The organism is Olsenella sp. An290 (assembly GCF_002159535.1).
GTDB lineage: Bacteria > Actinomycetota > Coriobacteriia > Coriobacteriales > Atopobiaceae > Thermophilibacter.
The window spans coordinates 114188-127055 of the sequence record NZ_NFIU01000002.1 but is presented as its reverse complement, the minus strand read 5'-3'; the positions used below and the strand labels follow the sequence as shown (position 1 = coordinate 127055).

General features: G+C 68.7%; 8 protein-coding genes. 7 read left to right on the top strand and 1 reads right to left on the bottom strand.

Features of this window, described 5'->3' with window-relative positions:
* Positions 1 to 127 precede the first annotated feature (127 nt).
* Positions 128 to 1741, top strand: coding sequence for an ABC transporter ATP-binding protein (locus B5F84_RS02125; protein ID WP_158094456.1), 1614 nt, complete (start codon positions 128 to 130; stop codon positions 1739 to 1741).
* Between the two features lie 203 nt (positions 1742 to 1944).
* Here the strand turns inward: B5F84_RS02125 and B5F84_RS02120 are convergent, their stop codons facing one another.
* Positions 1945 to 2772, bottom strand: coding sequence for an AraC family transcriptional regulator (locus B5F84_RS02120; RefSeq protein WP_087320203.1), 828 nt, complete (start codon positions 2770 to 2772; stop codon positions 1945 to 1947).
* Between the two features lie 162 nt (positions 2773 to 2934).
* On the opposite strand from B5F84_RS02120, the gene B5F84_RS02115 reads away from it, so the two are divergent.
* The 6 genes from B5F84_RS02115 to rbfA all read left to right on the top strand — a co-directional run bounded on the left by B5F84_RS02115 (position 2935) and on the right by rbfA (position 12860).
* Positions 2935 to 4446, top strand: a complete 1512-nt coding sequence (locus tag B5F84_RS02115) for an IMP dehydrogenase (protein ID WP_087320201.1) — start codon at positions 2935 to 2937, stop codon at positions 4444 to 4446.
* Between the two features lie 721 nt (positions 4447 to 5167).
* Positions 5168 to 7729: a leucine--tRNA ligase gene (gene leuS / locus B5F84_RS02110; RefSeq protein WP_087320199.1), complete on the top strand. Its 2562-nt coding sequence runs from the start codon at positions 5168 to 5170 to the stop codon at positions 7727 to 7729.
* A gap of 265 nt (positions 7730 to 7994) precedes the next feature.
* Positions 7995 to 8486 carry a ribosome maturation factor RimP gene (gene rimP / locus B5F84_RS02105; protein ID WP_087320197.1) on the top strand — a complete coding sequence of 164 codons (492 nt, stop codon included), beginning with the start codon at positions 7995 to 7997 and terminating at the stop codon, positions 8484 to 8486.
* 9 nt (positions 8487 to 8495) lie between these two features.
* Complete coding sequence (nusA, locus tag B5F84_RS02100; protein WP_087320195.1) at positions 8496 to 9737, top strand: transcription termination factor NusA; 1242 nt, start codon at positions 8496 to 8498, stop codon at positions 9735 to 9737.
* Between the two features lie 64 nt (positions 9738 to 9801).
* Positions 9802 to 12423: a translation initiation factor IF-2 gene (gene infB, locus B5F84_RS02095; protein ID WP_087320193.1), complete on the top strand. Its 2622-nt coding sequence runs from the start codon at positions 9802 to 9804 to the stop codon at positions 12421 to 12423.
* A gap of 11 nt (positions 12424 to 12434) precedes the next feature.
* Positions 12435 to 12860 carry a 30S ribosome-binding factor RbfA gene (rbfA, locus tag B5F84_RS02090; protein ID WP_087320191.1) on the top strand — a complete coding sequence of 142 codons (426 nt, stop codon included), beginning with the start codon at positions 12435 to 12437 and terminating at the stop codon, positions 12858 to 12860.
* The last annotated feature ends 8 nt before the right edge of the window (positions 12861 to 12868 follow it).

Sequence of the window (12868 nt, the reverse complement as noted above, 5' to 3'; positions counted from 1 at the left end):
TGCCCGACAACGGGAGTGCGCCGGATCTTCGGGTTGCGGGTGATGCTCCTTCGGCGGTGTCGCGTTTCTGGCCTTCGGCGTCCTTCTCGTTCCTACGATGGTTCCAGCCTCGTGGAAGGAGAAGGGCATGGCGAGAAGAGCATCGAAAGAGAGGGCCTACCCCCTCTTCAGGCCGAGCGCGCGCAACCTCGCGCTGGCGCTCGGCGTGGCGTCCGGGACCGTGCTGTCGGCTGGTGCGGCGTACCTGCTGGGCGCGATCGTGGACGGGCTGGCGTCGGGCGCGCCTGCGCCCCGGGAGACGGCGGGGCGGCTGGGGGCGTTTCTCGTGGTGTCGCTTGCGGCCGCGCTCGCGAAGTTCGCCCTTGACGACTGGCTGCCGCTCAAGGCCAACCTCCGCGCGGAGGTGGACGCCTCGGACGAGGCAATCGACCAGCTGCTGGCCATGCCGCAGCGCGCCTTCGAGCGCCACGACGCCGGGCACTTCCTCAACGTGGTCAACGCCGCGGCGTTTGGCTACGGCTCGATGTCCGTCTACCTGAGCGTGAACGTGGTGGGCTGCGCGATCGCGGTCGTGGCGCTGCTGGGCTGCGCCGCGGCGATCGACGTCCTGCTCGTGCCGGTCTTTCTCTGTGGCTTGGCCGTGTACTTTGCGGTCAACTGGGGCCCCATGCACTCCGCCGGGCGCCTGCTCATGGAGATGATGCCCGCGAGCGAGGCCTGGCAGGAGGAGGTCCGCCGGCTCGTGGAGGAGAAGCGCGTCGCCAACGCGGCGGGTGCCGAGGGGTTCTACGAGCGGCGCTTTGCAAAGAGCACGGACGCGTACCGCGCGTTTCTCCGCCGGTACCGCCTCTCCGACACCGCGCAGACGACGCTTCCCGCCGCCGTGTCGCCGGCGCTCCAGGTCGCGGCGCTCGCCGTGTGCGTGGCGCTTTGGGCCGCGGGACAGATCACGCTCGGGGCGGTCGTCGCGGCATGGCAGCTCTTCTCGCTGCTGCAGTCGCCCATGGCGGACCTCTGCTCGTTCGTGAGCTTCTACGTTGCCAGCCGACCGAACCTCGTCCTGCTGCGCGAGCACGCGGGGGAGGCCGAGGAGCCCTCCGGCTTCGGGACGCTCGCGGCGCGCGCCGACGCGGGTCCCGTGGCGCGCGTCGACGGGACCCTCTGGGCCACGCCCGAGCGCGGCGAGGAGGGCAAGCGCCTCTTCGCGGGGGAGCTCGAGGTGCGTCCCGGCGAGCTCGTCGTGATCAAGGGCGCCAACGGCACGGGCAAGTCGCGCCTGCTGGACTTCCTGCGCGGCCTCTCCGACCCGGCCGACCTCGACGGCGGGGCCGCCCTTGCACCCGGGGCGCTCGACGCGGCCTATCTCACCTACCCGGTGCCGGTCGTGTCCGGCACGCTCGAGGACAACCTCCTCGGCGCCGCGGCGGACCCGGAGGTCGCTGAGATGCTCGACCTGGGCGACCTGCCCGGGCGCGCCATCACGGACCAGCCGCTCAACCTCTCGCTCGGCGAGCGGCAGAAGCTGGGGCTCCTGCGCGCCCTCTCGCGCCCGGAGCCGGTCGTGCTCCTGGACGAGCCGCTCACGAACCTGGACGCGGCCACGTCCGCGCGGCTCTGCGACTACCTCGCGGGGCTCAGGCGGCGCAGGACCGTTGTGGCCATCATGCACTCGGGCGAGCTCGACGCCGCGGCGGACCGCATCTACGAGATCCGCGACGGGCGCCTGGCGCGCGTCAAGTAGGCGCGTCACGCCCATCCTTCTCGAATCGGCCCGCACTCCCCGCCGGCACTCATGAGTGCCGGCTTGGGGGCCGCTTGGGGGCCAGGAACCCTCGCGCGTCCCCCGCCCGCCGCTCGGCCGAGCGCCCCAAATTAATCCGCCCTGTGGCTCCGATTTTTTGGAAAAGCCCAGTTGATCATGAGCCGACGGGCCGCCAGGGCGGATTAATTTCGCGCCGCCTCCCGCCACTCGGCCGGCCCGCACCCAAACTGCGCCCGAAACGCCCGGTAGAAGTTGCTCGTCCCGGCGTAGCCCACCTGCCGCGCCACCTCGCGCACCGGGAGGCTCGTCGCGCGCAGTAGCATGGCCGCGCGCTCCATGCGCTGCTTGGTCACGAGCTCCGTGAACGTCATGCCGCAGCGCTCGTGGATGAGCTCGGAGAGGTAGGTGGTGCTGTAGGAGTAGCGCCGCGCCAGGTCCTTGAGGCTCGCGCTCTCCGGACGCGCGGCGATGTCCTGCAAGATCACGGCGAGCACCTCGTCGGCCCCCTTGGGCCCCTCCTCGGGGACGACGGGGGAGACCAGGGCCGTGATGGCGACGCCGAGCGCCTCGACCACCTGCTCCCAGCCGTCGCGCCGCTCCACGTACGTCACCGCCGCGGCGGCAAAGAGGTCGGCCATGAGCTCGCTGTCGGGGTCGGGCGTGCTGACGCGGCGCACGGGGTGGCGCTTCGTGGCGGAGGTGGTGAGCATGCGAAAGAGCGGCGATCCCTCGTCCGCGATGGGCATGAGGCTCTGCACGAACTGCTTGGTCCTGAAGTAGAGGGCGAGAAACACCTTCCCGCAGGCATCCCCCTCCTCGCGCTCTCCGGTGAGCCTGCCGAGCGGCACGGCCGCCGAGATGATGTCGAAGTCGCCGGGGTTGGGCGGCAGCCCGTCCAGCTCGCCCTCGAGCCACGCGAGCATGAGGACGTTGCGCCCCGCCCGCGGCTCGCGCCTGCCCGTCTCGTCCACGATCTGCCGCACCGCCGCGGCAACGCGCGCGCCTTCCATGAGCCCCCTCTCCACACGTCAAGTATACGGGTCGCACCCCTCCCGTGTGTCCTTGTCGCACGCTGGCACTTCTCGGCAAACGGCCCCTGAAAAACCCGTGAGCGGATGTTACAATGGCGTGAACTCAGACGACACCGCTCAGGCGGGGAGAGGAGCCATCGCATGGCAACGTTCTTCGAGGGGGAGTCCCACACCTTTTCCGAGTATCTGCTCGTCCCCGGCTACTCCTCGGCGGAGAACATCCCCGACAACGTGTCGCTCAGGACGCCGCTCGTGAAGTTCCGCCGCGGCGAGGAGCCTGCCATCAGCCTCAACATCCCCATGGTCTCGGCCATCATGCAGTCGGTCTCCGGCGCGCGCATGGGCGTCGCCCTGGCCACCGAGGGCGGCCTGGCCTTCATCTACGGCAACCAGACGCCCGAGCAGGAGGCGGCCATGGTCAAGGCCGTCAAGGACCACAAGGCCGGCTTCGTGGAGTCCGACTCCACCCTCACGCCCGACATGACGATGGAGCAGGTCATGGCTCTCAAGGAGCACACCGGCCACTCCACCATGCCCGTCACCGACGACGGCTCCTCCCGCGGCAGGCTCCTTGGCATCGTGACCTCCCGCGACTATCGCCCCTCCCGCGACGACCACCAGAAGAAGGTCCGCGACTTCATGACGCCGCGCGAGAAGCTCATCGTGGGCGACAAGGACATCACGCTCAAGCGCGCCAACGACGTCATCTGGGACAACAAGCTCAACGCCCTTCCCGTGGTGGACGAGAACGACCACCTGGTGGGCATCGTCTTCCGCAAGGACTACGACCAGCACAAGTCCAACCCCAACGAGCTCTTGGACGCCAACAAGCGCTACATGGTGGGCGCGGGCATCAACACGCGCGACTACGCCGAGCGCGTGCCGCTGCTCGTGGAGGCCGGCGCCGACGTGCTCTGCATCGACTCCTCCGAGGGCTTCTCCGAGTGGCAGAAGCGCACGCTCGAGTGGGTGCGCGCCAACTACGGCGACTCCGTCAAGGTGGGCGCCGGCAACGTCGTGGACGAGGACGGCTTCCGGTTCCTCGCCGACGCGGGCGCCGACTTCGTGAAGGTGGGCATCGGCGGCGGCTCGATCTGCATCACGCGCGAGACCAAGGGCATCGGCCGCGGCCAGGCCTCGGCGGTCATCGACGTCTGCCGCGCGCGCGACAAGTACTTCGAGGAGACCGGCGTCTACGTGCCCGTCTGCTCAGACGGCGGCATCGTCTACGACTACCACATGACGCTCGCCCTTGCCATGGGCGCCGACTTCATGATGCTCGGCCGCTACTTCGCCCGCTTCGACGAGAGCCCCACCGAGCGCGTCAACGTCAACGGCCAGTACATGAAGGAGTACTGGGGCGAGGGCTCCGCGCGCGCCCGCAACTGGCAGCGCTACGACCAGGGCGGCGCCTCCAAGCTGGGCTTTGTCGAGGGCGTTGACTCCTACGTGCCCTACGCGGGCTCCCTCAAGGAGGGCGTGGGCCAGACGATCTACAAGATCAAGTCCACGATGTGCAACTGCGGCGCGCTCACGATCAAGGAGCTGCAGGAGAAGGCGCGCCTCACGCTCGTGAGCTCGACCTCGATCGTCGAGGGCGGCGCGCACGACGTCGTGGTCAAGGACTCGCAGCACTCCGTGAGCTATCGCTAGCCGCATTCGTCAGCTTCTGGCGAGAATAACTCGAGGCGGTCTCAGCCTCCCGGCCTCCCGGGCGTCTCTTCGGAGCGCCCGGGAGGCCTTTCTTGCGCAGGTTCTTCTCGCCCGGGGCGTGACTTTGTGCGGGCCGGGGGAGACGACTCACTCAAACTCACGCTTTCGCTGCTCAAAGCGTGAGCTTTCGTGAGCTGTGCGAGAAAGCTCACTCAAAGTCACACTCTGACTGGCAAAGCGTGACTTTGAGTGAGTCTTAACGAGTCGAGAAAGAAAACTCACCATAACTCACGCTTTCCGAGCGCAAAGCGTGAGTTCGAGTGAGTTACGCAAGAAAGCACGTCCGAAGTCACGTTCTGATCGTCTGAAGCGTGAGTTCGAGTGAGCCGCGCGCGCAAGCTCGCTAAAAGTCACGTCCGGCCGTCGAAGCGTGAGCTTTCGTGAGCTGCGCGTGAAAGCTCACTCAAAGTAACGCCTTGCCCGCGCAAAGTGTGACTTTGAGTGAGCAAAGAAAGAAAACTCAGCAGAACTCACGCATTCCGGGCACAAAGCGTGACTTCGAGTGAGCCAAGCAAGAAAGCTCGCTCAAAGTAACGCCTTGGCCGCCGAAGCGTGACTTCGAGCGAGCCGGACCCGCCGTCGCCACGAGGTTCTTCTCGCCCGGCGCGCCTGTCCTGCTACAATCAAGCGGTTGGCCATCGCAGGAGAAGGAGTCACGCAGATGAGCGACGCCGAGAAGAACTTCGAGGTCCCGGCCTACGACGCCGAGGCCATCGAGACCAAGTGGCAGGCGACCTGGGACGCCGAGGACCTCTACAAGACCGAGGAGGACCCCGCCAAGCCCAAGAAGTACGTGCTCGAGATGTTCCCGTACCCCTCGGGCGACCTGCACATGGGCCACGCACGCAACTACACGATCGGTGACGCCATGGCCCGCCAGGCGCGCATGCGCGGCTTCGACGTGCTGCACCCGATGGGCTACGACGCCTTTGGCCTGCCCGCGGAGAACGCCGCCATCAAGCACAACACGCAGGCGAGCGTCTGGACGCACCAGAACATCGCGCAGGCCACCAAGACCATGCGCCGCATGGGCTTCTCCTACGACTACGACCGCATGTTCAACACCTGCGACCCCGAGTACTACAAGTGGGGCCAGTGGATCTTCCTCAAGATGTGGGAGAAGGGCCTCGTCTACCGAGACAGCTCGCCGGTGAACTGGTGCCCCGGCTGCCAGACCGTCCTTGCCAACGAGCAGGTCGTGGACGGTAAGTGCTGGCGCTGCGGCTCCGTGCCCGAGAAGCGCCCGCTCTCCCAGTGGTACTTCAAGATCACCGACTACGCTCAGGAGCTCCTGGACGACCTGGGGAAGCTCGAGGGCAAGTGGCCCGAGCGCGTCCGCGCGATGCAGGCCAACTGGATCGGCCGCTCCGAGGGCGCCGAGATCGACTTCGCGCTGGCCGACAAGGACGGCGTGACCCCCACCGACACCAAGATCACCGTCTTCACCACGCGCCCGGACACGCTCTTCGGCGTCTCCTTCTTCCTGCTGCCGCCCGAGAGCCCCCTTGCCGCGGAGCTCGTGGCCGGCACGGAGCACGAGGGGGCCTTCCTCGAGCTCAAGGCGGCCGCGGAGAAGGTCTCCTCGGTCGACCGCCAGGGCTCCGAGCGCGAGAAGCACGGCGTCTTCACGGGCCGCTACGTCATCAACCCGGTGAACGGCCGCCCCGCGCCCATCTGGGTCGCCGACTACGTCCTCATGGACTACGGCACCGGCGCCGTCATGGGCGTGCCCTGCGGCGACCAGCGCGACTTCGACTTCGCCAAGAAGTACGGCCTTGAGATCGCCCCGATCATCTGCGAGAAGGACGACCCGCTCTACGACGAGCTCAAGGACGAGCGCGAGCTCCGCGTGACCTCGGTGGACTGGGACCACGCCATGGAGGCCGAGGGCTACCTCGTGCAGTCCGGCCCGTTCACCGGCATGAAGGGCGGCAAGCACTCCGAGGCCGTGGACGCCATCATCGACTGGCTCGGCGAGCAGGGCCTCGGCCGCAAGACGGTGCAGTTCCGCCTGCGCGACTGGCTGATCAGCCGCCAGCGCTACTGGGGCAACCCCATCCCGATGATCCACTGCGACTGCTGCGGCGACGTGCCGGTGCCCTACGAGGACCTGCCGGTGCGCCTGCCGGACAACCTGGACCTCGGTGCCGGCGAGACGCTCGCCGAGTACGCGCCGTTCTACGAGACCACCTGCCCCAAGTGCGGCCGCCCCGCCAAGCGCATCACCGACACCATGGACACCTTCACGTGCTCCAGCTGGTACTACCTGCGCTACTGCGACCCGCACAACGATCAGCTGCCCTTCTCGCGCGAGGCGGTGGACCGCTGGATGCCGGTGGACAACTACATCGGCGGCATCGAGCACGCCATCCTGCACCTGCTCTACAGCCGCTTCTTCACCAAGGTCCTGCGCGACCTCGGCATGATCGGCATCGACGAGCCCTTTGAGAACCTGCTCTGCCAGGGCATGGTCAAGGACGCCAACGGCGACACCATGTCCAAGTCCAAGGGCAACGTCGTGCCGCCGTCCTCGGTGATTGAGCCCTACGGCGCGGACACCATGCGCCTGGCCATCCTCTTCATCGCCCCGCCCGAGAAGGACTTCAACTGGGACGAGGAGGCCGTCGCCGGCGCCAACCGCTTCATCAAGCGCGCGTGGCGCGTCGTCTGGCTGCTCTCCCAGGGCGCGGCCGCCGGCGCCGTGAGCGCGGGCACCCTCGACGCGGCGGGCAAGGAGCTCTGGCGCACGCTCAACGGCATGGGCATCAAGTGCACCACCGACTTCGACCGCGGCCAGTTCAACACCGCCATCTCCGCCGTCATGGAGATCACCAACGCGGCGTCCAAGTACGTGAACGACGTGGCGCCCGAGCGCCGCGACCCGGCGCTCTGCTTTGCCGTGGCGCACGCGATCGTGACCATGCTCGCGCCGATCTGCCCGCACTGGGCCGAGGAGCTCTGGCACGGCGCCCTGGGCCAGGAGGGCTCGGTCTACAACGCGGCCTGGCCCGAGTTTGACGAGGCCGCGGCCAAGGCCGACGAGGTCGAGCTTGCCGTCCAGATCAAGGGCAAGGTGCGCGGCCACGTCACGGTTGCCGCCGACGCCACCGACGACGAGGTCGCCGAGGCCGCCAAGGCCGCCGTGGCCGAGCAGCTCGCCGGCAAGGAGATCAAGAAGGTCATCGTCATCAAGGGCCGGCTGGTCAACATCGTGGCGGTGTAGGTCCTCACGCAATGGGGGAGGCCCGCCGATGTTCCTTCGAGAAGTGCACTTCGTGGAACTTCTCTCCGGAACATCGGCGGGCCTCCTGCGTCTCGGCCCTCGCGCGCGGGCGAGAAGAACGCTGGCTTGTGGGCATATCGTGGAGCTGCGGTTGACGCGGGACGAGAAACACCGTAGACTAGCTGCGTATTCGAAGCTGTAATCGTAGGAAGTGGGGTGGATCTTCTCGCCCCGCTTCCTTTCTGTATGCAGGTGAGGAGGGTCCATGAAGAAGCTTGGCCTCGAGCAGGAGATCATCGACGCCCTCGAGCCCACCGCCGCCGAGCGCGGCATCGACGTCGTCGACGTCGAGGTGGTCGGCGCGAGCAAGGCGCCGTGCGTGCGCGTGAGGATCGACCACGCGGACGAGTCCGCGCCGACGATCTCCCTCGACGAGGTGACCGCGGAGACGGAGTGGATCTCGGCCGCGCTCGACGAGCTCGACCCCATTCCCTCGAGCTTCACGCTCGAGGTTTCTTCCCCGGGCATGGCGCGCCCGCTGCGCCGCCCCCGCGACTTCGAGCGCTTCGCCGGGTCCACGGTCGCCGTGAGCCTTGCCCCGGGCGAGGGGAGGCGCCGCTACACCGGCGTCCTTCTGGGCATCGAGGGCCCCACCGTCGCGCTCGAGTGCGACGGCGAGCGCGTGGAGCTCTCCTTCGACGACATCAGGAAGTGCACGATCAAGCCCGACTTTTCCGCCTCGGGCTCGAAGAAGTAAGGAGTCACCATGGCCTCTCAGATGATGGAAGCCCTCGAGCTGCTCTGCCAGGAGAAGCACATCGACCAGCTCTACCTGATCGACCGCCTCGAGCAGTCGCTCGCCAAGAGCTACACCGACGTGCTGCACCTGCCCTTCGGCGCGCGCGTCACCATCGACCGCCAGACCGGTCACGTCTACGTCTACGAGCTCGTCCCGAAGGGCGAGGAGGACCCGGAGACCGGCGAGTACACCGAGTTCGACGAGGTCGACGTGACCCCGGCCGACACGAGCCGCATCGCCGCCCAGCACGCCAAGGCCGAGATCAAGGCCATCGTGCGCAACGCCGCGCGCGTCCAGATCTACGAGGAGTTCTCGCAGCGCGTCGGCGACATCATCACCGGCACGGTCCTGCAGACCACGCCCGACTTCACGATCATCAAGATCCGCGAGGGCGTCGAGGCGGAGCTTCCGCACTTTGACCAGCGCCGCTTCCCCGACGAGCGCAACGAGCGCCCGGCCGGCGAGCGCTACGCGCACAACCAGCGCCTCCGCGCCATCATCATCGACGTGCGCGATCCCAACTCCACGCAGCCCGTGGTTCGCGGCGAGCGCCAGCGCCCGCCCATCGTGGTGTCCCGCACCCACCCCGACCTGCTCCGCCGCCTCTTCGAGCTCGAGGTCCCCGAGGTCTACGACGGGGTCGTCGAGGTCCGCAGCGTGGCCCGCGAGCCGGGCGTGCGCTCCAAGGTGGCCGTCTCCTCCAACGACGACCGCCTCGACCCGGTGGGCGCCTGCGTCGGCCCCAAGGGCAGCCGCGTGCGCACCGTGGTCTCCGAGCTCCGCGGCGAGCGCGTCGACGTGGTCCTGTGGAGCGACGACCCCGCCCGCCGCGTGGCCGCCGCCCTCTCCCCGGCCCGCGTCTCCCGCGTGATCGTCGACGAGGAGAGCAACTACGCCACCGTCATCGTGCCGGACGACCAGCTCTCCCTGGCCATCGGCAAGGAGGGGCAGAACGCCCGCCTCGCCGCCCGCCTCACGGGCCTGCACATCGACATCAAGAACGAGTCGCTCGCGGCCGGTGTCCTGCGCGACCTGCCGCGCGCCGTCGAGGACGACCTCGTCGACGACGGCGAGGCGCACCGCTGCGAGTACGTGGGGGCCAACGGCATCCAGTGCCGCAACATGGCGCGCCCCGGCTCGCGCTACTGCGGCGTCCACGAGGCCGTCGCGAGCGCGGAGGTGTCCTCCGACCCCGACTCGCTCATCTAGGGGAACGTCAAGAAGCTGATCCGGGCTCGCCGCCCGCGCACGAACGTTTGGGAAGGTAGGTCACATGGCAAAGACGCGCGTACATGACCTCGCTAAGGAATACGGGATGTCGAGCAAGGAGATGCTCGGCCACCTTCAGGACATGAAGATCCCGGCCAAGTCCGCGTCCTCGACGCTCGAGGACGCCTACGTCTCCATGGTCCGCAAGAAGCTCAAGCCGATCCTCGAGGCCCGCGCCGCCGAGATCGAGGCCGCCAAGCGCGCCGAGGAGGAGGCCCGCGCCGAGGAGGCCCGCATCGCCGCCGAGAAGGCCGAGGCCGAGCGCATCGCCGCCGAGGAGCGCCGCGAGCGCGAGCGCGCCGAGGAGGAGCGCCGCCGCGCCGCCGCCGAGGCCGAGCGCAAGGCGCGCGAGGAGGCCAAGGCCGAGGCCGAGCGCAAGGCCCGCGAGGAGGCCGAGAAGAACCGCGTGCGCGACAACGCGCCCAAGAGCGTGCCCTCCTTCACCTCGCTCCTCGACCAGATCGCCCAGCAGGAGCAGATCCTGAAGCAGCAGGCCGAGGAGGCCGCCCAGAAGAAGGCCGCCGGCCAGGGCCGTGGCGCCAAGCGCGCCGAGGGCCCGCGCGGCGGCGCCAAGCGCCCCGAGGCGGCCCCCGCTCCCGCCAGCGCCCCGTCCGGCGACGCCAACGGCCGCCGTCGCGGCAAGAAGGGCCGTCGCGGCGAGGACGGCGGCGAGGACCGCTACAGCCGCATGGCCCGCGAGGCCGAGGCCTACAACAGGAGCCGCGTGCTCGAGGAGGCGCGCGTCGCCGTCGAGGAGGCCTCGCGCGAGTCCACCGGCCGCCGCAAGCGCCGCAAGGAGCGTCGCCAGAAGCAGGCCGCAGAGGCGGCGATGGAGCACCGCATCGAGGAGGCGCTCGCCAACGACCAGGACCTCTCGCAGCTCGACACCGTGAAGGTGCCGCAGGGCTCCACGGTCTCCGAGCTCGCCGACCTTCTCGGCGTGCCCGCCAACGACATCATCAAGCGCCTCTTCCTGCTGGGCACCCCGCTCACGCTCACCGAGTCCATGTCCGACGAGCTCATCGAGCTCGTGGCCGACGACCTCGGTCGCGACGTCAAGGTCATGACCAAGGAGGAGGAGAACTCCTTCACGTTCTACGACGACCCCAAGGACCTCAAGCCCCGCCCGCCGGTGGTCACCGTCATGGGTCACGTCGACCACGGCAAGACCTCGCTTCTGGACGCCATCCGCCACACGGGCGTGGCCGAGGGCGAGGCCGGCGGCATCACGCAGGCCATCGGCGCCTCCCAGGTCAAGGTCGGCGACCGCACCATCACCTTCATCGACACCCCGGGCCACGAGACCTTCACGGCCATGCGCGCCCGCGGCGCCAAGGTGACCGACATCGTCATCCTGATCGTCGCGGCCGACGACGGCGTCATGCCCCAGACCGTGGAGTCGATCAACCACGCCAAGGCCGCCGGCGTCCCGATCATCGTCGCGGTCAACAAGATCGACAAGCCCGGCGCGAACCCCGACAAGGTGCGCCAGGAGCTCACCGAGTACGGCGTCATCCCCGAGGAGTGGGGCGGGCAGAACATGTTCGTCAACATCTCCGCCAAGCAGAAGATCGGCATCGACGAGCTGCTGGAGACCGTCCTGCTCCAGGCCGACGTCCTCGAGCTCAAGGCCAACCCCGACACCTTCGCCTCCGGCAACGTCCTCGAGGCCAAGCTCGACCGCGGCCGCGGCTCGGTCGCCACGGTGCTCGTCACCCGCGGCACCCTGCGCATCGGCGACGCCCTCGTGGCGGGCCTCTCCTACGGCCGCGTCCGCGCGATGCTCGACCCCAAGGGCAACTCCGTCACCGAGGCCGGCCCCTCGGACGCCGTGGAGATCTTGGGCCTGCAGAGCGTGCCCATGGCCGGCGACGAGTTCCGCGTCTTCCAGGACGACCGCGACGCCCGCGACCTCGCCGACCAGCGCGCCCTCAAGGCCCGCATCGAGGAGCAGAACCGCGTGAAGCACGTCACGCTGGAGAACCTCTTCGACACCATGGCCGACGCCGAGGTCAAGGAGCTCAACCTCATCATCAAGGCCGACGTCCAGGGCTCGATCGAGGCGCTCCAGGACTCCCTCGACAAGATGGACCAGTCCGAGGTCCGCATCAACACGATCCACTCCGCCGTCGGCGCCATCACCGAGACCGACGTCGTCCTCGCGGACGCCTCCAACGCCATCATCATCGGCTTTGGCGTGCGCCCGGAGGCCAAGGCCCGTGCCGCGGCCGAGCGCGACGGCGTGGAGATCCGCACCTACAGCGTCATCTACAAGGCGATCGAGGAGATCGACGCCGCGCGCATCGGCATGCTCAAGCCCACCGAGGTCGAGGTCCAGACCGGCACGGCCGAGGTCCGCGACACCTTCAAGGTGCCCAAGGTCGGCATCGCCGCGGGCTGCATGGTCTCCGAGGGCGAGCTCTCCCGCGACGACCGCGTCCGCCTCGTGCGCGACGGCATCGTCGTCTACGAGGGCAAGATCGCCTCGCTGCGCCGCTACAAGGACGACGTCAAGAGCGTCAAGGCGGGCTTCGAGTGCGGCATCGGCCTCGAGAACTTCCAGGACGTCAAGCCCGGCGACCAGATCGAGGGCTACCGCATCGACCAGGTCGCGCGCACGGAGTAGCGGGGGCGCAGATGAAGCAGAACCAGTACTCGAGAAGGACCAACGCGATCGCGCGCGAGAAGCTCGCGAACATCCTGCTCTTCGAGGTGTCCGACCCCGACCTCGCGCTCGTGACCGTCACGGGCGTGGAGGTCTCGGTGGACAAGTCGCTGCTGCGCGCCTTCGTGACCTGCGACGCGGACCGCTACGACGAGGTCACGGCCGCCCTCGGCCGCGCCCGCGGGCGCATCCGCTCGCTTCTGGGGCGGGCGCTCGGCTGGCGCGTGACGCCCGAGCTCGACTTCCGCATCGACACCACGACCGACGAGGCCGAGCGCATCGCCCGCGCCCTCGAGGTCGTGCCGCCCACGATCGCGGTCGAGAAGGACGAGTTCGGCTATCCCGTCAACGCCGACGGGCGGGCGGGCGCCCCGGGCGCGCCCGACGACGCGGAGTAGGGAGGCGC

Excerpts from the sequence above, each read along its gene's own strand:
- B5F84_RS02125 (WP_158094456.1), top strand. The coding sequence starts at position 128 with ATGGCGAGAAGAGCATCGAAAGAGAGGGCCTACCCCCTCTTCAGGCCG.
- B5F84_RS02120 (WP_087320203.1), bottom strand. The coding sequence starts at position 2,772 with ATGGAAGGCGCGCGCGTTGCCGCGGCGGTGCGGCAGATCGTGGACGAG.
- B5F84_RS02115 (WP_087320201.1), top strand. The coding sequence starts at position 2,935 with ATGGCAACGTTCTTCGAGGGGGAGTCCCACACCTTTTCCGAGTATCTG.
- leuS (WP_087320199.1), top strand. The coding sequence starts at position 5,168 with ATGAGCGACGCCGAGAAGAACTTCGAGGTCCCGGCCTACGACGCCGAG.
- rimP (WP_087320197.1), top strand. The coding sequence starts at position 7,995 with ATGAAGAAGCTTGGCCTCGAGCAGGAGATCATCGACGCCCTCGAGCCC.
- nusA (WP_087320195.1), top strand. The coding sequence starts at position 8,496 with ATGGCCTCTCAGATGATGGAAGCCCTCGAGCTGCTCTGCCAGGAGAAG.
- infB (WP_087320193.1), top strand. The coding sequence starts at position 9,802 with ATGGCAAAGACGCGCGTACATGACCTCGCTAAGGAATACGGGATGTCG.
- rbfA (WP_087320191.1), top strand. The coding sequence starts at position 12,435 with ATGAAGCAGAACCAGTACTCGAGAAGGACCAACGCGATCGCGCGCGAG.